The following is a 21,657-nucleotide window of genomic DNA, read 5'->3' as shown; positions in this document are numbered from 1 at the left end:
TCGGCACCAAGTGTCACACCTGCGGGCAACCGGGGAAGATCGCCCGGGCCGGGCCCCGACGGCGAGGGGCCCGCACCGCCGACCGGGTGGTCGGCCGCACGGGCCCCGAACCGCTCACTGACCGGGGGTCAGACGAGGTTCCACTTCTGGTTGCTGCCGCCGCTGCAGGTGAACAGCTCCAGCGCGCTGCCGTTGCCGGTGGCCGCGCCGGTCACGTCCAGGCAGAGCCCGGACTGGACGCCGTTCACGGTGCCGTCGGCGTTCACCCGCCAGAGCTGGTTGGCGCCGCCGGTGCAGTCGAAGATCTCCACCTTGGTGCCGGGGGAGGTCTGGTTGTTGTAGGCGTCCAGGCACTTGGTGCCGCCGTAGACGGTCAGCTGGCCGGTCGGGGTCAGCGTCCACTGCTGGTTGGTGCCGCCGTTGCAGTCCCAGATGTCGGGGTTGGTGCCGTTGGCCTGGCTGGCCCACGGCAGGTCCACGCAGCGGCCCGAGCCGGCCCCGCGCAGCGCGCCGGTGCGGTTCCACTTCTGGTTGCCGCCGCCGCCGCAGGTCCACAGCTCCAGCGCGCTGCCGTTGCCGGTGGCCGCGCCGGTCACGTCCAGGCAGAGCCCGGACTGCAGACCGGTCAGCGTGCCGTCGGCGTTCAGCCGCCACTGCTGGTTGCTGCCGCCGGTGCAGTCGAAGATGTCGATCTTGGTGCCGGGGGCGGTCTGGTTGTTGTAGGCGTCCAGGCACTTGGCACCGCCGTAGACGGTCACCGTGCCGTTGCCGGTCACCGTCCACTGCTGGTTGCCGCCGCCGTTGCAGTCCCAGATGTCCGGGGTGGCGCCGTTGGCCTGGCTGGCGAACGGCACGTCCAGGCAGCGCCCGGAGGCGGCCCCGCGCAGCACGCCCGCGCTGGGGACGGTCGGCTGGGTGCACGGGGTCGCGGCCCCGCCCTGCACGTCGGTCGACTTCAGGTAGGCGAGCCGGTGGTTGTACCGGATCGGGTAGTACGTGTCGCAACCGGCGACCCGGGTGCGGTCGTTCATCGCGTCGCCGTTGATGTTCATCGCGTAGAAGAAGTCCGACTGGACCGGCGTGGCGCTCAGCGCGACGTAGGCCTGGCCGGCCGGGACGGTGGCGTTCAGCGGTGCCACGGTCTGCGCGCTGATGCCCTGGTAGGGCAGGTACGCGCTCGCCTCCGGGTAGCTGCGGCCGTACACCGGGATCGACGCGGCGCCCGCCTTCGGGGTGAGCAGCGGCTGGCCGGAGCGGTTGTCCGCGGTCGCGGTGGTCCCGCCGGGGTTGGAGAACCAGGCCTTCTGGCCGTCGTACCAGATCGCGGTCCAGTCGCCCTGGACGTCGGCGACCACGTAGCTGGTGCCCGCGACGGCCTTGTCGCTCCAGTCGGCCGCGTTCTGGGTGCCGCCGTTGATCAGCGCGGCGTTCGGGTCCGGCTGGGTGCGCAGGTAGACGAAGTTCTCCGGCCGGGCGGCGGTGTTGTTCACCGGCGGCTGGTTGGTCGCGTCGAAGGCCGGGGTGATGGTGACCTTGCCGCCGACCGACAGGGTGCCGCCGATGTCGGCCTTGAGCGGGGCGCCCAGCAGGTCCATGTAGTGCGACCAGTCCCAGAACGTGCCCGGGTCCCAGTGCATGCCGGCGACGTTCGCCTGCAGCGGGCCCGGCACGTCGTCGTGGCCGATGATGTGCTGGCGGTCCAGCGGGATGCCGAACCGGTTGGCGAGGTAGCCCACCAGGGTCGCGGAGGACTGGTACAGCTGCTCCGAGTACCAGGTCGGCCGGTCGGTCGGGAAGGCGTAGCCCTCGTGCTCGACGCCGATGCTGTGCATGTTGACGGTCTTGTTGCCCGCGTGCCAGGCGATGTGCTGGGTGTTCACCAGCTGGGTGACGTGACCGTCCGAGGAGCGCACGATGTAGTGCGCGCTGGCCTGGTTGCTCGGGTTCTGGAAGGCCGAGATCGAGCCGGAGAAGCCGCCCTCGGTGTCGTGGATGACGATGTACTGGATCTTGTCGCCGTCGTCCGGGCGGTTGGCCTTGGTGTAGTTGCCGTACGAGGTCGGGTCGCTCGCGTTGGTCAGCGCGTAGGCGGCGGGCTGGAAGTCGCAGCCGAGCGAGGCCGGGCACTCGATCGTGCCGTCCGGCACCGTGGTCGAGGCGGTCGGGGTGGCCAGCGCCGCGGCCCGGACGTTGATCCCGGGCGTGCCCTGCAGCTGGACCGCCTGGCCGCTGTCGGTCTGCCGGGCGGCGCCGTCGCGCAGGGTGCCGAACACCCGGTTGGCGAACGGGTTGGTGCCCTTGGCGTCCGAGGCGCCGCCGTACGTGACGACGGCCTGGTACCAGTCGGCCGGGTCGCCGGAGGCCGACTTGCCGGCCTGCTTCTGGTACTGCGCCAGCAGCGCGGCGCCGCCGCGGATGCTCTGCGCGGTGTCGTGCTTCAGGTCGTCGGCCGGACGGTGGATCAGGGCGGCCGCCGCGTCCAGGGTGTGGAGCTCCGGGCCGTCCTTGACTGTCTCCTTGGTGGGCGTGCCGGTGATCGGCCTGGGCGGCAGGTCGTCGCCGCGGCCCTCCAGGGTGTCGGGGCCCGGACCGGCGGCGATCGCCGCGCTGACCGCGGCGACGTCGACCTGGGTGAGGCCCATCACGTTGTAGTTGCCGGTGGTGCTCGGCTGGCCGCCGTGGGAGTCCCAGCGGGTCTCCTGGTAGGAGAGGGCCATGAGCAGGTTGGCCGGGACGTGGAACTCCTCCGCGGCCGCGGCGAACTGCTGCTGCAGCGACCCGGCGGCCGGCGAGGCGGCGCCGGTGGGGGCCGCTCCGAAGGCCGAGCCGGCGGCCAGGGCCAGCGCGCCGGCCGAGGCGGCGACGAGGGTGCTGAGGTGGCGCACGCCACGCGATCTGCGCGTGCGGACGCTCCCTCCGGGATTGGTTGTCATGCAGTCTCCCCCCGCTTTTCGAGTGATTTTCCGAACATCTGCGGGCGGTCGAGACGTTAACATCCGGCCACGATCCATCAGCTGCTGGGACCCCGGCCCGGCGTGTTCCGACCTGCGCACTCCTGACGGCGGCTCAGCCCGCGGAGGGGCCCGTCCGAGAGCCCGTCCGAGGGCCTGTCCGAGAGCCCGTCAGGGCGGCGGAAACGAAGAATGCCCCCGAAGCTTCGCTTCGAGGGCATCGTTCCTGCTGTACTCGGTGGCCAGGGCCGGGGTCGAACCGGCGACCTTCCGCTTTCAGGCGATGGCCTGGGCCCCGGGTGGGCAGTTGGGGTGAGCCCCGGTCGGGTGACGGACGTCACCTTTGGCCGTCAGCGTACGCCGGCGTGCGTGGCTGTTGGCGTACGGGGTGGCGTACGCCAACGAGCGCGTGAGTGCCCCAGGTGGCATCGAGGGCACTCTCGGTCCACCGGATATCTGTTACGTAGAGATCGCCACCAGCCACCATGTAGAACAGCTCGCCCCATGGCTTGCCTCGATCAGCCCCGATCCGTTGGATCGGGGCGCGACGGTCGTCGTCATCGATGGCGTATGGGCCGAGGCGAGACACATACCCGTGGGGCTCAACCTCAAGGCGGGACAAGAGATCATCAAGTGCTGCCTGCGCCTGTCCGATCGCTCGCCGCTTCTCTGCGACCATGTCCTCTTCGAGGAAACGAGTGGCCTTTTTCGGATCAGGCAACAGCAGCGGCCTTGCGCTCAAGGGCGCGCCGACGGCGTTCTGCGACCTTGGGGTCACGCAAGCCTTCCGCGTATCCCCACCACGCGACGATGACCTCTTCGTAGTCTTCCGAGGTCAGGAGCTCCTGGACGAAGCCTTCACGCTTGTTCTCAGGAAGCGCCGCCAAGATGGCGCGAGGGGTTCGAGGGATGGGCGCGGTGGCGACGGGACGATCGTGCAGGACGGTCATCAGGCACTCCTCCCACTCTCAACGGAGAACCAACGTACTCCGTAACAGGGCAGCCGAACACCTTATGCCCAGAAAATGAGTCGATACCGTCACACGGGCGGCTGAGAGTGCTATAGACAAGTACGGCACGAGAGACAAGCTGACTGAGGCCACTCAGCGGCAGTTGCTCACTGTAATCGGCGCACGGCTCCCGTGTTACGCTTCGTCGCTACGCTTGACCTACGGTCACGAAGCGTAACACGGGAGCCAAGGCCACGGTGCCAGCTTGAGCACTGGTGACCAGCGCCTGCTGGCTTAAGGCCCAGAACTTGCCGACACCCACTGGCCGCGCTCAGTCCAGGGCGTTCGCGCGTCCGGCCAGCCCCTGCAACTCGGCGGGGGCGCCTCGCCCGGCGACCAGGGCCAGCTCTCGAATCGTCGCGCGAGCGGCCGTGTGAGTCCGCACCGTCTCAGGTGCCAGCTCTTCGGCGCGGAGGAGGCAGTCCAGCGCTTCGCCGAGATGACGACGCTGGGCATGGGCTCGGCCGAGGTCCATCAACAGACGGGCTCGCCTCTCTGGCGAAAGGCCGGCCGCGTCGATCCGCTGGCCGATGTCCAGAGCCTCTCCCGCGTCGCCCAGGTCCACCGCAGTCGAGACTGCCTGGATCTCCACATTGGTGGGGCCAAACTCCAGGTTGAAGTCGTTCCGGTCCTCACCGAGCCGTGCAGCCACCTCCCGGGCCTTCTGCAGGGCCGCGCGAGCTTCCTCCCGTCGACCGCTCCGGGCATGAACCAGCGCCAGCACCAGGTAGAGCGAGCCCAGGACTGACAGGGCTTCGGGCTCGGCAGTCTTTTGCGCGGTGTACCGGCTCAGCGCGTTGACGGCGCTCTCGGCCGCGTGTTCGGCCTGGTCCAGGTGCTTCAACCGTACGAAGGCTTGCGCAAGCCGGAAGATGCCCGCGAACACGATGAGCGGCTGGGTCGACTGCTCGGCAGCGCGGATCGAGCGGTCGGCGGCCACCCAGGCGGCATCCGCTTCGTCTTGGCGCACAAAGGCAGCGGCCAGCGCCTGGTAAGCCTGGCTTAGCAGACCCTGAATCTCCGGCCGGACGGAAGCTTCGGCTGTCCGAGAGGCTCGTTCCAGACGCGGCAGTAGGCGACCGAGTTCTGTGCTGAGCTCGGCGAACCGAGCCGCATGGGTCAGAGTCCAGACCTGGTCGACCGCTGCTGTGAGCTCAGCGACCGGGGGAGTGGTGGCCTCCGAGGTGAGCCCCAGCACCGCATCCAGGGCGGGGTGCCCCGAGATGAGAAGGCGGGCTTGATCAAGGTCGTTCGGCTCCTCCTCAGCGGGCGGGGCCACAGGCGCCGGCGCTGGCGCTGGCGCATCCGGCCGCAGCGCCTGGATGGACACGCCGAGCCCATCGGCGAGCAACTGCAGCACGTCTAGCCGGACCACAGGCTGCACGCCGCGCTCGACCTGGGAGACCCAGCTAGCGGTTCGCTCGATCCGGGCGGCCAGCTGGTCCTGCTTGAGCCCGCGTTCCTTGCGGAGCTGAGCCACACGGGCGCCGAACGCCCGGCGTTCGTCGGGTGTCACTGGGTACCCCCGAGACCGCTGGTGCCCTTGCCCGCCACCTCGTCCAGGAACGTCACCTCGAATGAGCTGAGGTACTGAGCACGCTCCGCCAGGAACCGCCGGACGTGCGGCTGCTCCTCGTGCCGCTCGAAGGCGGCCCGGTCCGCGTACAGCTCGTAGAAGACCCGGACCGTCGGCTCATCCGGCACGGTGTGGTTGGCGTACACCAGCGTCCCCGGCTCCAGCGTGCGGATGCCTTCCAGGGTCTCAGCGGCCAGCTGGTCGAACGCCGCGGCTGCTTCCTCGTCGTGCGTGGTGAAGCGGACTACTAGGCCGAATCCCATGGTCACAGCTCCTCTGTCGGGTGTGCTCACAGTCTCCCATGGTCGCAGCATCTCTGCGACTCGCAGAAGTTCTTGACTCGCAGAATCTCTGCGACTAACTTCAGAGATGTCGCCAGCGGCGGAAGGTCGCTGGAAGGTGGCCCTTCTTTGGGCTGCTCTGACCTGCACGAATGCGCTCGTGAATGGACGGCTAGCCGTACCCAGAGCGAAGGGGCCCGGGACAGATCGGGCCGAGGTAACCCGCACCTTGGCAGCGGGATGGCACGAGATCGAAAGATCAGGCCGCCCGCGCCTACCAAATGAGGGCGGCCACTGCGGGCCGACGCTGTGACACACGGCGACGGTTCGCGTGTAACGAGTGACTTTGAGCCCCGATCCGCCCCCGCCGTGGGCGGTGGGTCGGGGTGCATGGCTGCTCGTGACGTGACGAGTGGTCAGGGCCCGAGGGCGGGGCCGTCGCGCATTCCTTGGCCGGGCGCGCGACGGGCCCCTTCGGACCGACCTACGACAGCAGAAGAGGTAGACCCATGAAGTCGATTGTTGCAGGCCAGCACGCGGTAACGCGGCTGGAGTTCGCCGAGCTGGCGTTCGGCGTGGACCTGGAGTTGTTCGCCGGCAAAGCCGGTGAGACGGCCCAGGAGTGGGCGGCGCGTACGGATGCGGCCCGGGACATCTGGGCCGAGCTGGCCGAGCAGGACCCCGAGGCGGCGGCGTTCGCGGCCGACCTGATGAAGCTGGCCGCGGTGCCGCTGCGGCGCCGGCGGGCGGGTGGACGGCCGCAGTGGTCGGCGGTGGCGGCGTGAGCGCCCACCGGGGTGGGCGGGATGTACACCGGGTGCCCACCGAGGTGCCCACCCCCGCCCAGGTTCGGCGTACCTCGCTGGTGATCAGCACCGGAACCTGGCTGGTGACCGGTGCGGTGGTCATCGTGTCGATGTCCACCGCTGCCCCCTTCATCGCCCACCACTCCCCAGGCTGGGGAACCGGCCCGGTGATGGCCCTGGCCGCGGACGGCTGCTTCATCCTGAGCCTGCAGGCGGACAGCACGCTCGCCCGCTACGGGGTGAGTGGCGGGCGGTGGCCGGCGGCGTTTCGGTGGGTGACCGGGCTGGCCACGGTGTGGCTGAACATCGGGGCGTCCGCGCTGGCGAAAGACGTGGTCGGCGTGGTGGTGCACCTGATTCCGCCGCTGCTTTTGCTGCTGGTGGCCGAGGCCGGTCCGGCCTACCGGCGGGCCTTGGCCCACCTGACGCAGACCGCCGCCCGCCAGGCCGCGGAACCGGTCGGGCAGCCGGTGACCCCCTGGGTGCCCACCACTGCCCACCCGGCGCCCACCCAGGTGCCCACCGCGCCGGAACCGGCCGCGCCGACCTGGCTCGGACAGCCGGATCCGAGCCCCGCCGGGCCGGTCCCGGTCCCCCTCGCGGAGGGGGTGGGCACCCTGGCGCCCACCGCACTGCCCACTCTCGTGGCTGAGGTGCCCACCACGGCGCCGGTCGCCCCGCCGACCGCGTCCGGCAGCGGCGTTCCGGAGTCCCCGGCGCCCACCGCAGCGGCGTTGCTGCCCACCGAGGTGCCCGCCGGTGAGCACCCGCTGCCCACCCCCGCCCCAGAGCCGCCCACCGCTGAGGACGCGGCGCCGGAGGACGACGTGCCGGCGGTGGTCTTGAGCACGGAGGAGGCCGCGCGGGTGATCGAGGAGGGCTGGCGTCTGGGGTGGAGCCAGCGCGAGACCGCCCGCCGGGCCCAGCGCGCGCCGTCCTACGTCGGCCGGGTCTACAAGCAGCTCGACCAGCAGCACCCGAACCGGCTGCACGCCCTGCCGGCGGACGAGGAGGACGCGTCGTGACCGCCCAGACCGCCGCTGACCAGATCAACGCCGCCGGGGCGGCGATGGCCCTGCTGACCCGGCACTCGGGCCTGCCCGCCCCGACACTGGACCTGGCGCTCATGTACTCGCCCGAAGACGACCGGGAGGTGTGGGGGCTGCGGCTGGGGATCCACTGGGGTCTGTCCGGCTTCGAGAAGTGGCGCCAGGCCCTGGACATCGACCCGGACACCATCGCCGACCGCACGTCCGGCCAGCTCTACACCCTGCGAGCTGAGACCCGCTTCGCCGGGGTTCGGGTGGAGCTGACCGGCTTCCACACGCTGCCCGACGACGACACGAGCACTGAGCAGTGAGCCGCGGCCAGTTCTGGGACCCGACCGGGGCCCGGCACGGCGGCATGCCGACCTACCCGCGCAAGCTGGCCCCCGAGGGACTGCTGACGCGCCGCCAACTGCGCGCCCGAGGCTTGCGGCCGGGCGGGCAGGACGTTGCCGCCCAGGTCGGCTGGCGTTCCCGGTTGAGCCGGGGCGAGCCGATGTTCGCGTTCCTGTACCGGCTGGACCTGGCCAAGCCAGTCGGGCCGATGACCGAGCGCAAGCGGGCCGCGCTGGCCGCGGCGAACCGCGCCCGGCGCACCTGCCCGCAGTGCGGACGCGACGCCGGATACGTCCTGCCCGTCTCGGTCGGCACCTGCGTGCCGTGCGCGGACGGGTGGACCGCCGCCGACTTCGAACCCTTCAACTTCGCTGCCTGAAAGGGCGGGCTCACCATGACCGAGCACCACGACACGCCGACCCCGGCTGTCCTGCTGGCCACCGCTCTCGGCCTGGCCGACGCCGCCGAGAAGGGCATCACCATCGCCCGCACGATCGCCAGCCCCGACCACGCCGCGAAGTGCCTGGCCATCGCCCAGGCCCGCACCAACCTGGCCGCCGTCTTCGCCGACCTGGCCCGCACCGCCGCCCTGATCGGGCCGGCCATGAACGGCTGACCCTCCCCCTTCCTCGCAAATCCGGCATTTCCCCCGTGATCGGAGTACCGCAGTGCGTTCCCGTTCCACGATTCAGATACCGCGTCAGCGCGGTCGGCGCCGTCCGGGGCCGGTCGCGCAGGTGATCGACCTCGGTCGGGGCACTGCCCCGGTCGTGGTGGTCGCCCCTTACCGGCCCACGTTGGGCCGTCAGGTGGCTGCCGCCACTGCCCGGGGCCTGTGGCGCACCCGCGCCGCGATGGCCCCCAGCTGGGCGGCGGTTGGCCTGTACGTCTCCACCGCCGCACTCGGCGCCGCACTGCCGCTGGCCTGGGCGCCCCTGGGCACGCTGGCCGTGCTGGTGCCGGCCGGGTGGGCGGTGGCGCTGCGGCGCCCGGCCCTGGCCCACCAGCGCAAGCGGCTCCGCAAGGCGCGGCCCCTGGTGGCCGCCGGCTGCGGGGTGCTCGCGTGGATGGCCGGGGTCTGTGCCTTCGGTCCGGCCAGTGCGCCGCTGGCGGTGGCCTGGCTGGTCGGCACCGCGACCGGCCAGGCCATGTGGCTGCACCGCCGCCACCAGCACCGCCAGCTGGCCGCCGTCCCGCTCACCCAGCCCGCCGCGCCCGAGGACGCGGTCCCGGCGGCTTCGTCTGCCCTGCCCGTCCAGGACTGAACTCCCCTAAGGAGAAGCACAGATGAGCACTCCGACGAACAACGGCCGGCAGTGGTCCAACGGGACCGACAGCGCGGGCCGTCAGCAGCAGACCCGCCAGAACGGCGCCAACTCCGGCGCGGGCGGCGGGAACAACTACTACTTCCAGTACACCCGCTCCACCAGTCGGGTGCGCGGCACCGGCCAGGGCAACAGCGGTCCCATCGGCGGCCAGCGCACGGGCGCCGGGTCGGCCGGCGGGTCGGGCGGTATCGGCCACGGCGGCGGTCAGGGCGCGGGCGGCGGGAACACCTACTCGCCGCTGGCGGACCCGGAGTTCTTCACCAACGCGGACGTGCGCAACTACTGCGAGCAGGGCCGCTCCATCCTGGTGCAGGTGTCGTTCCAGCTGGCCATGGCGCACGAGCTGCTCGCGGCCGTACTCAAGGAGGTCCCCGACCCGCAGGGGCACGCGTTCGGGTCGCAGATGCGGGCCCGGCGGGTGGCGAAGAACTTGAAGAAGGCCGCCGACGACGCGAAGGACTGCGCGGCGAACATCGCCCGCACCTACGCCGCGTTCCAGCGCGAGTACGACCCCGAGCTGTCCCGCGTGGCGAACCGCGGGCAGGCCCCGCGCCGCCGGTTCGACTTCAACGGCTGACAGCCCTTTCCCCGGCCAGGGGCGGGGCGCGCCGCACCCGCCCCGGCGCCGGCCGGTTGGGCTGCGGTGGCGTTCCCCACCTCTGGCCGGGCCCCTCCCCTTCCACTCTTGGCTTCCCTGGGAGGTAGCCCCGTGTCCCGTCACCAGCAGATGCCGGTCCGGATCGACTCCGGGAACGGCACTCAGCTCCTGCTCGACCCCAACCAGCACGCCGGCGGTGTCGGCGAGTACCTGCTGCACCGCGCCAAGCCCTACCTGCCGCCGTGGCTGCTCGCCGGCGGGACCGGGCTGCTGTCCCTGCCCGCCCACTGGATGTGGTCCGGCTCAGCCGCCGCGTCCGCCGGCCTGACCCTGGCCTCGGTCGGCCTGACCGCCGCCACCTGGTGGGCGGGCAAGCCCACCAGCCAGCAGCGCCGCCTGCACTCGGCCATCACCGTTGCCGCCTCCACCGCCTGGTTCACCGCCGCGGCGCTGGCCGGACCGTGGGCCGGCCCGCTGCCGAGCCTGTACCTGATCGGCGCCCCCACCCTGGCCGCCACGTGGAACATCCGCCAGCTGCTGCGAGTCAACCCCGAAGGCACCGGCGGCAGTGAGGACAAGGGGCTGCTGGAGAAGGTCGGCCTGGCCAAGACCCTGGTCAGCTCGGCCGCGGTCCAGCCGAACAAGGCGACGTTCGATCTGCAGCTTCCCCCGGGCGAGTTGACCCCGGACGACGTGTCGAAGGCGATGCCGAAGCTGGCCGGGGCACTGCGGGTCGCCAAGAATGCGGTCCGGGTCCTGCCCGATGCGGACGACTCGTCCCGAGTGCAGCTGACCGTGGTGCCGAACGACCTGCTCAAGGCGGGTGTCCCGTACCAGGGCCCGTCGTACCCGGGCGGGTCGATTGCTGACCCGGTGCACCTGGGGATCTACGAGGACGGCGCGCACATGGCGATGTTCTTCCCCGGCGACCCGGACGCGGGCCGCAACGCGATGCACCTGCTCATCATGGGGATGACCGGCTCGGGCAAGTCCGAGGGCGGCCTGACCGCCCTGACCGAGGCCATCACCCGCCGCGACGTGATCGTGTGGGCCTCTGACCCGGCCAAGGCCGAGCAGACGCTGGGGCCGCTGCTGCCCGCGATCGACTGGGCCGCGCTCACCATGGACGACACCCGCGCCATGATCACCGCGCTCAAGGCGGTCATCCCGGCCCGAACGTCGTGGCTGGCCAAGTACGGCTACAAGCAGTGGGAACCGGGGTGCGCCGAGACGCAGGCGGACGGGTCCCCGGGCATGCCGTACCTGCTCGCCTGGTTCGAGGAGGCCGCCAAGACCATCCGCGAGACCGACGACGACGTGTTCACCGGCATCGCCCAGGAAGCCCGCTCCGCCGGTATCACCCTGGTGGTCTCGCTGCAGCGCGCGTCCGGGTCGCAGATCAGCACCGACACCCGTGCCTCCCTCGGTTCGTCCTGGGTGTTCGGGCTCCGGGACGACCGGGACGCCACGTTCGCGCTCCCCGATGAGGCCCTGGACGCGGGGGCCGCGCCGCAGACGTGGCGGGACAAGAAGCCCGGCTACTCCTACCTGGTGGCCAACGGCATCCCCGAGACGTTCTGGGCCACCCCCGGCCGGGCGTACCTGACCCCGGTGGACGCCATGACCTGGGCCGTCGTCAACTTCGCCGGTATCCGGGCCGTCTGCGACCCGGTGACCGCGAAGGCTGCCGCGACTGCGGCCGGCCCCGCCTTCACTGACCGCACCCGCTACCCCCTGCCCAACCTGCCCGCCGGCGGTGGCCAGGACGACGTCAGCGTCTACCAGGACCAGGAGGAAGCGGTGCACTACGACTACGACCCCAGCGGCGGCGCGGACGACGAGACGGACGGGTGGATCGACCCGGAGGAGGAACTGCCCCCGGTCGAACAGGTGGTGCAGATCGCTCCGCCGGAGATCCCGCCGCGCAGCAAGCCGAGCAAGGCCGAGGCCCAGCAGATCATGGCCGAGCTGCTGGACGACTTCGAGGCCCAGGGCTTCACCCACGTGGCCCCGGCCGACTTCATGGAGTACTGCGACCGGTTCCACCGGTCCCGGGGCTGGGTCTCCGGCGAGGTGGCCGCGATGGTCGCCACCGGTCGCCTGCGGGAGACCAGCGAGACCGGCCGGTACGAGATCGTCCCCCAGGACCGCCGGGCGGCCTGACGCTCCTGACGGCTCTGACGCGTCAGACGCCTCTGACGCCGATCGGCCCCATTTCCCCAGGTAACGCGTATGCGCGAGGCCCGTCGGAGGCGTCTGACGGGCCGACCTGACGCCCCTGACGCACCCTCCCGAAACCTGTCTGACGACCCGCCACCGCGCCCGGGACACCGCGTCCTGGGCGCCGAAAGGGCTGCCGCCGTGATCCTCACCGCCTCCTCCGCGCTCGTCTTCGCCGTGATCGCCTTCCTGATCGTCCGCTCCGGACGCGTCACCGTGCTGCCCGCCGCCGGGCTGTGGCTGTCCGGCTTCACCGTCGCCGGAACCGGCCTGTCCAGCCCGATCAACCACCTGCTGGCCGCCGCCTTCACTGCCATCGCCCACATCCACTGACCACCGAACGGAGCCCGCCGTGCACCAGCCCCACCAGCCCGCCCCGCCGGTCATCGGCTACACCGCCGACGGGCAGCCCTTCTACCTCACCCAACCCACCACCTACACGGCCCCGCTGGTCTCCTACCAGCCCGCCCCGCACCCGGTCCTGGTCCAGCCCGGACCGCCCTACCTGCCCAGCCAGCCGCTCAACATGCCGCCCGCTCGGGACCCGTGGCCCGCCCGCCTGGCCGCCGGCGGTGTCGGCATTGGCGCGGCCGGGGTGGGGCTCGGCTTCCTGCTGCAGACGCTGGCCGCCGCCACGACCGGACTCGGGCTGCTCGCGGCCGTCCTGGCCCTGGCCTGGCTCCTCAAGTCCAACCACAGCGGCGGCGGGCGGGGCGCGGTGAACGTCAGCGTCAACGTCTCCAACCGCAACCGCTGAGTGCTGTACGGCGGTTGCCCGATCCACCCACCCCCGCTGCGGGTGGGTGGTGAGGGGAGCTGGACCGTCCAGCCCGGAGGGAGCCCGCACCATGACCACCAGCACCAGCGCCTCCTACCGCGGCCTGGCCGTGGAGGAGTGGAACACCGAGGACGAGACGCTCGCGCTCGTCCTGCCCGGCCACGTCCCGTCCCGCGTAGCGCTGGCCGCCGTCAGCCGCCACGTGCGGACCATGTGGGGCCGGGACCTGCCGGTTACGCCCCGTCCGCCCGAGCACGTGCACGTGCGGCTGGTCGCCTGCTCGGACCCCGAGTGCGAGTGCGCTGACGGCTGGGAGCACTACCCGCAGGTCTTCGAGCGCCCCGAGCCCGGCAGCCACCCGGCCACCGTGATCCCGCTGCTCGGCCTGGGCAGCTGGGAGCAGTGGAACGCCGTCGCGTAGTAGGCGGCCGTGGCGCTCCTCGACTGGCGCGACGCCAAGCACTTCGACCCGTACCGGGACCTGCCGTGCCGCTGGTGCGGCAAGCCCACCCCGCTGCGCGACGAGCAGCGCCGCCCCTCCCACAAGGTCTGCGCCGAGCAGCACCTGACCGACCAACAGCCCAGCACCCCGGACATCTCCGGGCTGCTCGCACTGCCCACTCCCTCTGCTTCCGAGGAGGAGGTGCCCTTGTACTCCAAAGAGTGGCACCGCATCACCGCCGTGGCCCTGTCCGCGCTCAGCCACGGGATGCCGGTGTTCCCGCTCGGCCGCACCAAGCGGCCGGCCATCCCCAGCCCACACCCCGACAACCGCACCTGCCGGGGAGAGTGCGGCCGGTTCGGGCACGGCGTCCACGACGCCACCACCGACCCCACCACGCTGCAGGCCCTGTTCGAGGCGGCCCCCTGGGCCACCGCCTACGGCATCGCCTGCGGCCAGGAACCCCACCACCTGGTGGGCATCGACCTGGACGTGAAGCATGGCCAGGACGGGCCCGCCAACTTCCGGGCCCTGGCCGAGCAGCACGGGTTCGAGATCCCGCCCACCACGACCGTGGCCACCCCTTCCGGCGGCTGGCACCTGTGGTTCACCGCCCCGCCCGGCACCCGCATCCCCAACTCACAGAGCAAGCTCGGCCCGGGGATCGACGTGCGCGGCACCGCCGGCCTGCTGGTCGGACCCGGCTCACGCACCACCGCGGGGGAGTACCGGTTCGCCCCCGGCAGCGACCCGCACACCATCACCCCGCTGCCCGCACCACTGCTGGCCCTGCTCACCGCCGGGCCTCGGACGGTCACCACGGTGGCCCTGCCGGACCCGGCCGTGCTTCGTGAGCGGGTCCGGGCCCAGGGGGCCTACAACGACGCGGTGCTGACCCGCGAGGGGGACAAGATCCGGGCCCAGAAGCAGCCCGGCCGCAAGACCCGCCTGTGGTCCTGCTCGGCCACCGTCGGGCGCCACGTGGCCGCCGGCACCCTCGCCGAGTCCGTGGCGTTCGAGGCGCTCATGAGTGCGGGCCTGTCCACCGGGTTGGACGCGCGCACCTGCGAGCGCACCATCCGCTCCGGGTTCGCCCGCGCCGCCCACTGACCACCTGGCCCTGATCACCTACGTGGCCCGATGTGGGGGCGGAAACAGCGCTTTTCCCGCCCCCGCGTCACCCCTGCCCTGCTCGCACGGCCCGGCCCGGCCCGCGCCCCGCCTTGCCCCCCTGCCCCGCCGCACCGAAGGAGTACCTGTGCCCGTTCCCCGGCCCCAGCCCAGCCCCGACCAGAGCGCCCCGGCGACGGTGACCAGCCTGTTCGGCGACGAGGAGTGGACCGCCCTGGTGCCCCCGACCGACCCGGCCACCGCGTGGGACGCACCCATCCCGCTCGACTCCTCCGCCACCCTTCCGACCTTCCCGACCGAGGCCCTGCCCAACTGGGTCCGCCGGCAAGTCGAGGCGGTGGCCGAGTTCACCCAAACCCCGCCCGACATGGCCGCCACCATGGCACTGGCCGCGCTCGCCACCGCCGCCGGCGGCCGCGTCCACGCCGAGATCCGCCCCGGCTGGCGCGAGCAGACCAACCTCTACCTGGTGTGCGCGATGCCGCCCGCCAGCCGCAAGTCCGACGTCTTCGCCGCCATGACCGATCCGGTCTACCGGATCGAGGACGACATGAAGGCCGCCGCCCGCAGCCGCATCATCGAGGCCCAGGCCGCCAAAGACGCCGCCGAGGCCGAGGTCGACGCTCTCATGGCCCGTGCCCGAAAGCCCGGGGAGAACATCGACCGCACCGCCATCGCGATCGAGATTGCCTCCGCACGGATGCTCGCCGAGGAGATCAAAGTCCCGCCGATCCCGCGGCTGACCGTCTCCGACGACATCACGCCCGAGTCGCTCACCCAGCAGTTGTCCGTGCACCGCTGCCTGGCCGCGCTCTCCCCCGAAGGTGACCTGTTTGACGTCATCGCTGGCCGGTACAGCAGCAAGCCCAACCTCGGCGTGTTCCTCAAGGGCCACAAGGGCGAGCGCCTGCAGCCCGACCGGATCAGCCGCGAACAGTCCACCGTCGACAAGCCCGCCCTCACCATCGGCGTCACCCCCCAGCCCGCCGTCCTGCAGGACCTCGGTTCTGTCCCTGGCGCGCGGGACCGCGGGCTGCTGGCCCGCTTCCTGTACGCGCTGCCGCCCTCCAACCTCGGCTACCGCCGCACCCGCACCGCCCCCATCCCCGAAGCCGTCGCCAACACCTACGAGAGCCGCCTGTCCCTGCTGGTGCACACCCTGACCGCCCTGCCCGAACCCGTCACCGTCCCGCTCACCCCGGCCGCCGACCTCGAAGTCGAGAAGCTGCAGGACCGGCTCGAACTGCAGCTGCGCCCCGAACAGCCGCTGTCCCACATCAAGGAGTGGGCCGGGAAGCTGGTCGGCCACACCGTGCGCATCGCCGCCCTCCTCCACCTGGCCGACCGGGTATCCACAGACTGGGGACAACCCGTCGAGGCGGACGCGGTCACCCGCGCGGCGAAGATCGCCGACTACTACACCGCCCACACCCTGGCGGTCTTCGACCTCATCGCCGCCGACCCGGCCACCGACGACGCACAGGCCATCCTCGACTGGCTGCGCCGCCCCAAGCAGGACGGCACCCACCGCCAGCAGATCAAGGCATACGACGCGGTCGCCTGCTCCCGACGGTTCAAGAAGGTCGCCGACGTCGAACCCGCCCTGCGCCTGCTCGAACAGCACGGCTACCTGCGCAACCAGACCACCACCTCCGCCGGCCGCGGCCGCCAAGCCTCCCCGACCTTCCACGTCCACCCCCAGCTCAACGACACCCCGGCACAGCCGACTGCCCCCTGAACCGTCAGGGATGTCAGGACAAATCCCTGACCAGCACAAACAGCCCCTGACTACACGTCAGGAGATGTCAGGGATGTCAGGAGAACTCGCCTTTCTCCTGACATCCCTGACAATCCCTGACGCCAGGTCAGGAGCCAAAACCCCAGGTCAGCGATTTCTCCTGACATCCCTGACGCTTTCACCCCTCCCAGTAGCGTCAGGAAGGACCAGCGTGGCCACCGCCACCCCCCAAGCCCTGACCGTCCCCGAGGTCATGGCCGCCCTCCGCATGAGCCGCAGCAAGGTCTACGACCTCCTGCGGTCCGGAACGATCCCCAGCTTTCGAGAAGGCCGCCTCCGGCGCATCGACGCCGAAGACCTCGCCACCTACCTCCATACCCGGAATAGGAGCTACACCCCTTGACCAAGCGCGCCAACGGCGACGGAAGCATCACCCGCATGAAGAACCGGGACCTCTACCACGGCCGGGTCTACGTGACCACGACCTCTGGCCAGATCAAGCGGGTCTCGGTCTACGGCAAGACGCGCGACGAGGTGCGCGAGAAGATGACGGCCCTTCAAGCTCAGGAGGACCAGGGGATCCCGACCCCCGATACGAACATGAAGATCGCCGACTACCTGGCCTACTGGCTGGTGGCGGTGGTGAGGGTCAACCGCCGGCCGAAGACCTACCAGGGCTACGAGAGCGTGGTCCGGGTCCACCTGGTCCCGGGCCTGGGTAACCGGAAGCTGAGGACGCTCAAGGCCACCGACGTTCGGAAGTGGCTGGCTCAGGTCGCCAGCACCTGCCAGTGCTGCGTGAACAAGGTAGACCAGGAGCGGCCGGAGCCGCGGTGCTGCGCGGTGGGGGAGTGCTGCGAGGACCGGCTGTCCCGGCGCATGGTCCAGTGGATCCATGCGGTCCTCAGGAACGCCCTGGAGAACGCCGTGCGGGAGGAGCTGATCCTCCGGAACGTGGCCAAGCTGGTCCAGGTCCCCACGCCCGACTACAGCGCCGGGAAGGGGCTCACGGTGCCCCAGGCTCGTCTGCTCCTCCGGGAGGCCGGGAAGGACCGGCTGCACGCCCTCTACGTGCTGGCCCTGGCCATGGGGATGCGCCGGGGCGAGTTGCTCGGGCTGCACTGGTCCGCGATCGACCTGGAGCGCGGGACCCTGATCGTGGCGAGCAACCTGCAGCGGGTGGACGGCTCCCTGCAGCTTGGCCCGACCAAGACCGCGTCTTCGCTCCGGACGCTCCCGCTGCCGCCGCTGGTGCTGGTTGCCCTGAGGGAGCACCAGGAGCGTCAGGCTCAGGAGCGGGTGGCGGCCGGCGAGCGGTGGAAGGACTCGGGTCTGGTCTTCACCAGCCGGGTGGGTACCCCGATCGAGCCGGACAACCTCCGACGAAGCTGGTACCCGCTCCGGGAGCGGCTCGGCCTGACTCTCCGATTCCATGATCTTCGCCACACCTGCGTGACCCTGCTGCTGGACCTCGGGGTCCCGCCGCACATCGTCCGTCAGATCGCCGGCCACAGCGACATCGGGGTGACGATGAAGGTCTATGCCCACGCTTCGCTGGACGAGCAGCGGAAGGCCCTCGGATCACTGAGCGAGACGCTCGGCTGAGCCATCGGCGTACCGGTTGGTGTACCGGGCAACAAGAAAGCCCCTGACGGATGCTCCGTCGGGGGCTTTTTGCATTTCAGACTGGGTGGCCAGGGCCGGGGTCGAACCGGCGACCTTCCGCTTTTCAGGCGGACGCTCGTACCAACTGAGCTACCTGGCCGCATCCCTTGCGGGACGAGCGATCCTGACGGGACTTGAACCCGCGACCTCCACCTTGACAGGGTGGCGAGCTAACCAACTGCTCCACAGGACCTTGCTTCGGAACCTTGCGGCTCCGACTGTACTACGTGCCCCCAACGGGATTCGAACCCGTGCTACCGCCTTGAAAGGGCAGCGTCCTGGGCCACTAGACGATGAGGGCGCTTGTAGCCCGCCCGGCTGATCTCCAGCGGTCGGGGACGTTGAGAAGCATATGGGATGCGGACGGGATCGCCAAAACGGTTTGGGCCGAGCGGGCTCACGACCAGCCGAGTTCGTGCAGTTCCTCGTCGTCGAAGCCGAAGTGGTGGGCCACTTCGTGGATCACCGTGGTGCGGACCTCGGCCACCGCCTGCTCCTCGGTCCGGCACATCCGCAGGGTCGGACCGCGGTAGACGATGATCCGGTCCGGCAGCACCCCGGCGTACCACTCGCCGCGCTCGGTGAGCGGGGTTCCCTCGTACAGGCCGAGCAGGTCGGGGGTGGCGGGGTCGGGCTCGTCCTCCACGAAGACCGCCACGTTGTCCATCATCGCGGCCAGCTGCGGGGGGATCTGGTCGAGGGCGTCGCTCACCAGCGACTCGAAGGCGTCCCGGCTCATCTCCACGGACCCATTCTCGCCGCGGCGGGTGAGGGTGCGCCAGGCAATCGCGCGCACGGCCGTGTCCCCGGAGCCGGTGGCGGCGTTGGGCAGCGGAAGAGCCGCCGGTCGGCGCGGCGGGGTGGGGCGAGGCGGAAAGAGGCAGCGCGGATGGTTCCGGCGGGTGCGAACGGGCGGGCGAACGGGCGGGCGGTCGGTCGGGTGGCGTCCGGGGTGGCTGCCCGGGTGCGGCCGACCCGGCGCGGGTCGGTGGCGGCGCGGGTGCGCGAGGCCCGCCGGGCGCGGGCGGCGCGGGGGGCGGTGTTCCGCTCGGTGGCGGTGCGCACCGCGGTGCTGGCGCTGGCCGGGCTGAGCGCGGCCGGGTGCATGGAGGTCGGCGCGGACACCGGGCAGCAGCCGGTGGGCCGCGCCTCCGGGACGGCCAGCCCGAGCGGGCACAGCCCGGTCGGCCCGGCGGGCGGGTCGGGTCGCGGGCACAGCTCCGAGCGGGTCGGTGCCGGGCGGTCCGAGGGGGCGTCAGGAACCGCCGGCGCGGCGCAGGCCGGGCAGGTCGCGCCGGTGAACGACCCGAGCCCGGGGGCGTCCCCGGCGCTCGCGCTGCCCGGCGCGGTGGTGGCGGTGCCCGGCCGGCCGGTCGAGCAGACCCCGCCGGTCAGCAGCGGCGGCCGCGGGCCGAGCGCCGCGCCGTCCGCGGGCGGCGGCAACGGCTCCGCCGTCCCGACCGCCGTGCCCACCCCGGAGCCGAGCGCCTCGGCGGAGCCCACCGGCGGCGGGCACCCGACCCCCACCCCGGCCGGGTCCGCCACCGCCGCGCCGACCCTCGTCGGAGGCGGTGCCAGCGCCCCCGGTTCTGCCCCGCACTAGTGGTTCCTGCCTCGGAATAGGGCGGTCAGCCAGCAGGTTTGCCTGCCAAGTGATGGCTCGGCTATGGTGGTAGATCGTTCGTTTGATCCATTTGACTGGCGCCCTGTTCTCATCTGGCGCCCTTGGCGCGTTCCGGCGATCCGTGGCTGACCGCACAGAGGCGGTTGTAACTCAGAACCCCGGACTTTGGCGCGTGCCACTTCCGGAAGGTTTTGCATGTCTCTCGTTGACGACGACCGCTTCGTCATGCCCACTGACGCCCAGGACGAGACGGTCGACGCCGCTCTGGCCGACCTGACCGACGACACCACCGACTCGGCCGACGCCGACGCGGTCGCCACCGACTCGACCGAGGCCGCCGAGGCCGCGGAGCCCACCCTCACCTTCGGCGACCTCGGTCTGCCGGACGAGGTGGTCCGGGCGCTGGCCAAGCGCGGGGTGACCACCCCGTTCCCGATCCAGGCCGCCACCATCCCGGACGCGCTGGCCGGCAAGGACGTGCTCGGCCGCGGCCGCACCGGCTCCGGCAAGACCCTCAGCTTCGGCCTGCCGCTGCTGACCCGCCTCGCCGACGGCGAGCGCACCCGCGCCAAGCACCCGCGCGGCCTGATCCTGGTGCCGACCCGCGAGCTGGCCATGCAGGTGGCCGACGCGCTGGAGCCGTTCGGCTCGGTGCTGGGCATGCGGCTCAAGGTGGTCTGCGGCGGTACCTCGATGTCCAACCAGATCTACGCCCTGGAGCGCGGCGTGGACGTCCTGGTGGCCACCCCCGGCCGCCTGCGCGACCTGATCAACCGCGGCTCCGCCAAGCTGGACGACGTGCAGGTGGCGGTGCTCGACGAGGCCGACCAGATGGCCGACATGGGCTTCCTGCCCGAGGTCACCGAGATCCTCGACCAGGTGCCGGCCGGCGGCCAGCGGCTGCTCTTCTCGGCCACCCTCGAGAACGAGATCGACAGCCTGGTCAAGCGCTACCTGAACGCTCCGGTCACCCACGAGGTCGACCCGTCGGCCGGCGCGGTCACCACCATGACCCACCACATCCTTGTGGTGAAGCCGAAGGACAAGGCGCCGATCACCAACGCGATCGCCGCGCGCAAGGGCCGCACCATCATCTTCGTCCGCACCCAGATGGGCGCGGACCGGGTCGCCGAGCAGCTGATCGAGGCCGGCGTGAAGGCTGACGCGCTGCACGGCGGCATGACCCAGGGCGCCCGCACCCGGGTGCTGGGCGACTTCAAGGACGGCTACGTCAACGTCGTGGTGGCCACCGACGTGGCGGCCCGCGGCATCCACGTGGACGGCATCGACCTGGTGCTCAACGTGGACCCGGCCGGCGACCACAAGGACTACCTGCACCGCTCCGGCCGCACCGCCCGGGCCGGCCGCTCCGGCACCGTCGTCACCCTGGTGCTGCCGCACCAGCGCCGCGGCGTGTTCCGCCTGATGGAGGACGCGGGCGTGGACGCCTCGCGCCACATCCTGGACCACGCGTTCGACCCCGAGGTGGCCCGGATCACCGGCGCCCGCTCGCTGGTCGAGGTGCAGGCGGAGAGCGCCTCCGGCATCGCCGGTGCGGCCGAGCGCGAGGTGGCCGAGCTGGCCAAGACCCTGGAGCGGGCCCAGCGCCGCGCGACCGAGCTGCGCGAGGAGGCCGACCGACTGGCCGCCCGGGCCGCCCGCGAGCGGGCCGAGCTGGGCATCGAGGAGGAGGCCCCGGCGGCCGTCGCCGAGGGCGAGGCTCCGGCTGCGGAGACCGAGGTCCGCGAGGTCCGCGAGGACCGGGTGCCGGCCTACCGGGAGCTGCGCAACGAGCGCCCGGCGCGCGAGGAGCGCGGCGAGCGCGGCGAGCGCCGTCCGTACGGTGACCGTCCGGCCCGTTCGTTCGGTGACCGTGACCGGGACCGTGACAACCGTGGCTTCGGTGACCGTGACCGTGGCGAGCGCCGTTCGTTCGGTGACCGTCCGGCCCGTTCGTTCGGCGACCGGGACCGCGACAACCGCGGCTTCGGCGACCGTGACCGCACCGAGCGTCCGGCCCGTTCGTTCGGCGACCGTGACCGGGACCGTGACAACCGTGGCTTCGGTGACCGTGACCGTGGCGAGCGCCGTTCGTTCGGTGACCGTCCGGCCCGTTCGTTCGGCGAC

22 protein-coding genes and 3 tRNA genes are annotated in these 21,657 nt (G+C 71.7%); 17 read left to right on the top strand and 8 right to left on the bottom strand.

All coding sequences use genetic code 11. The annotated features are described in order from the left end of the window. Window positions 1-128: 128 nt before the first annotated feature. The 4 genes from ACFW1A_RS14800 to ACFW1A_RS14785 form a co-directional block, all read right to left on the bottom strand. On the bottom strand, window positions 129-2,885 hold the full coding sequence (locus tag ACFW1A_RS14800; RefSeq protein ID WP_380408889.1) for a ricin-type beta-trefoil lectin domain protein: 2,757 nt from the start codon (window positions 2,883-2,885) through the stop codon (window positions 129-131). Window positions 2,886-3,664: 779 nt separating this feature from the next. Further along, window positions 3,665-3,901, bottom strand: a complete 237-nt coding sequence (locus tag ACFW1A_RS14795; protein WP_380408887.1) for a hypothetical protein — start codon at window positions 3,899-3,901, stop codon at window positions 3,665-3,667. 331 nt (window positions 3,902-4,232) lie between these two features. Next, a complete protein-coding gene (locus ACFW1A_RS14790) occupies window positions 4,233-5,477 on the bottom strand; it encodes a helix-turn-helix domain-containing protein (protein ID WP_380408885.1) in 1,245 nt (414 codons plus the stop codon). Beyond that, on the bottom strand, window positions 5,474-5,800 hold the full coding sequence (locus ACFW1A_RS14785) for a putative quinol monooxygenase (RefSeq protein ID WP_380408883.1): 327 nt from the start codon (window positions 5,798-5,800) through the stop codon (window positions 5,474-5,476). Before ACFW1A_RS14785 ends, ACFW1A_RS14790 begins: the two co-directional genes overlap by 4 nt. Before the next feature lie 527 nt (window positions 5,801-6,327). Here ACFW1A_RS14785 and ACFW1A_RS14780 point away from each other — a divergent pair. The 15 genes from ACFW1A_RS14780 (at window position 6,328) to xerC (ending at window position 17,846) form a co-directional block, all read left to right on the top strand. Then, window positions 6,328-6,603 carry a hypothetical protein gene (locus ACFW1A_RS14780; protein WP_380408880.1) on the top strand — a complete coding sequence of 92 codons (276 nt, stop codon included), beginning with the start codon at window positions 6,328-6,330 and terminating at the stop codon, window positions 6,601-6,603. Window positions 6,604-6,635: 32 nt separating this feature from the next. Next, entirely contained in the window at window positions 6,636-7,649 is a 1,014-nt protein-coding gene (locus ACFW1A_RS14775) for a hypothetical protein (RefSeq protein WP_380408877.1), read from the top strand. Then, window positions 7,646-7,984: a hypothetical protein gene (locus tag ACFW1A_RS14770; RefSeq protein WP_380408875.1), complete on the top strand. Its 339-nt coding sequence runs from the start codon at window positions 7,646-7,648 to the stop codon at window positions 7,982-7,984. The genes ACFW1A_RS14775 and ACFW1A_RS14770 overlap by 4 nt, the downstream gene beginning before the upstream one ends. Before the next feature lie 44 nt (window positions 7,985-8,028). Next, window positions 8,029-8,385 (top strand): RRQRL motif-containing zinc-binding protein, encoded by a 357-nt coding sequence (locus ACFW1A_RS14765; protein WP_380408899.1) that lies wholly within the window; start codon window positions 8,029-8,031, stop codon window positions 8,383-8,385. Between the two features lie 15 nt (window positions 8,386-8,400). Further along, window positions 8,401-8,622, top strand: coding sequence for a hypothetical protein (locus tag ACFW1A_RS14760; protein ID WP_380408873.1), 222 nt, complete (start codon window positions 8,401-8,403; stop codon window positions 8,620-8,622). Window positions 8,623-8,815: 193 nt separating this feature from the next. After that, on the top strand, window positions 8,816-9,271 hold the full coding sequence (locus ACFW1A_RS14755; protein WP_380408871.1) for a hypothetical protein: 456 nt from the start codon (window positions 8,816-8,818) through the stop codon (window positions 9,269-9,271). Between the two features lie 22 nt (window positions 9,272-9,293). Then, a complete protein-coding gene (gene traA, locus ACFW1A_RS14750; protein ID WP_380408869.1) occupies window positions 9,294-9,911 on the top strand; it encodes a plasmid transfer protein TraA in 618 nt (205 codons plus the stop codon). Between the two features lie 132 nt (window positions 9,912-10,043). Beyond that, window positions 10,044-12,095, top strand: a complete 2,052-nt coding sequence (gene traB, locus ACFW1A_RS14745; protein WP_380408867.1) for a plasmid transfer protein TraB — start codon at window positions 10,044-10,046, stop codon at window positions 12,093-12,095. Between the two features lie 198 nt (window positions 12,096-12,293). Beyond that, on the top strand, window positions 12,294-12,485 hold the full coding sequence (locus tag ACFW1A_RS14740) for a hypothetical protein (RefSeq protein WP_380408865.1): 192 nt from the start codon (window positions 12,294-12,296) through the stop codon (window positions 12,483-12,485). 19 nt (window positions 12,486-12,504) lie between these two features. Continuing rightward, a complete protein-coding gene (locus ACFW1A_RS14735) occupies window positions 12,505-12,909 on the top strand; it encodes a hypothetical protein (protein ID WP_380408863.1) in 405 nt (134 codons plus the stop codon). Window positions 12,910-13,000: 91 nt separating this feature from the next. Beyond that, on the top strand, window positions 13,001-13,351 hold the full coding sequence (locus ACFW1A_RS14730; RefSeq protein WP_380408861.1) for a hypothetical protein: 351 nt from the start codon (window positions 13,001-13,003) through the stop codon (window positions 13,349-13,351). 9 nt (window positions 13,352-13,360) lie between these two features. Further along, window positions 13,361-14,482 carry a bifunctional DNA primase/polymerase gene (locus tag ACFW1A_RS14725; protein WP_380408860.1) on the top strand — a complete coding sequence of 374 codons (1,122 nt, stop codon included), beginning with the start codon at window positions 13,361-13,363 and terminating at the stop codon, window positions 14,480-14,482. A 148-nt stretch (window positions 14,483-14,630) separates the two neighbouring features. After that, entirely contained in the window at window positions 14,631-16,241 is a 1,611-nt protein-coding gene (locus tag ACFW1A_RS14720) for a YfjI family protein (RefSeq protein ID WP_380408858.1), read from the top strand. Window positions 16,242-16,452: 211 nt separating this feature from the next. Then, the gene (locus ACFW1A_RS14715; RefSeq protein WP_380408856.1) at window positions 16,453-16,644 is read left to right on the top strand and encodes a helix-turn-helix domain-containing protein; all 192 of its coding nucleotides are present in this window, start codon (window positions 16,453-16,455) and stop codon (window positions 16,642-16,644) included. Then, a complete protein-coding gene (gene xerC, locus ACFW1A_RS14710; RefSeq protein ID WP_380408854.1) occupies window positions 16,641-17,846 on the top strand; it encodes a tyrosine recombinase XerC in 1,206 nt (401 codons plus the stop codon). Before ACFW1A_RS14715 ends, xerC begins: the two co-directional genes overlap by 4 nt. An 86-nt stretch (window positions 17,847-17,932) precedes the next feature. On the opposite strand, the gene ACFW1A_RS14705 is transcribed toward xerC, so the two are convergent. The 4 genes from ACFW1A_RS14705 to ACFW1A_RS14690 form a co-directional block, all read right to left on the bottom strand. Beyond that, a tRNA-Phe gene (locus ACFW1A_RS14705) sits at window positions 17,933-18,006 on the bottom strand. Between the two features lie 19 nt (window positions 18,007-18,025). Continuing rightward, a tRNA-Asp gene (locus ACFW1A_RS14700) sits at window positions 18,026-18,099 on the bottom strand. Window positions 18,100-18,134: 35 nt separating this feature from the next. Continuing rightward, a tRNA-Glu gene (locus tag ACFW1A_RS14695) sits at window positions 18,135-18,207 on the bottom strand. Window positions 18,208-18,303: 96 nt separating this feature from the next. Beyond that, the gene (locus tag ACFW1A_RS14690) at window positions 18,304-18,645 is read right to left on the bottom strand and encodes a metallopeptidase family protein (protein WP_380408897.1); all 342 of its coding nucleotides are present in this window, start codon (window positions 18,643-18,645) and stop codon (window positions 18,304-18,306) included. Between the two features lie 213 nt (window positions 18,646-18,858). On the opposite strand from ACFW1A_RS14690, the gene ACFW1A_RS14685 reads away from it, so the two are divergent. Then, window positions 18,859-19,509: a hypothetical protein gene (locus tag ACFW1A_RS14685; RefSeq protein ID WP_380408852.1), complete on the top strand. Its 651-nt coding sequence runs from the start codon at window positions 18,859-18,861 to the stop codon at window positions 19,507-19,509. Window positions 19,510-19,725: 216 nt separating this feature from the next. After that, window positions 19,726-21,657: DEAD/DEAH box helicase (locus tag ACFW1A_RS14680; RefSeq protein WP_380408850.1), on the top strand; the 1,932-nt coding region annotated here is incomplete at its 3' end.

It is taken from the genome of Kitasatospora sp. NPDC058965, from assembly GCF_042741245.1.
Taxonomy (GTDB): Bacteria; Actinomycetota; Actinomycetes; order Streptomycetales; family Streptomycetaceae; genus Kitasatospora.
Note: the sequence above shows the minus strand (reverse complement) of the source record. Positions and strands in the feature narration are given on the sequence as shown.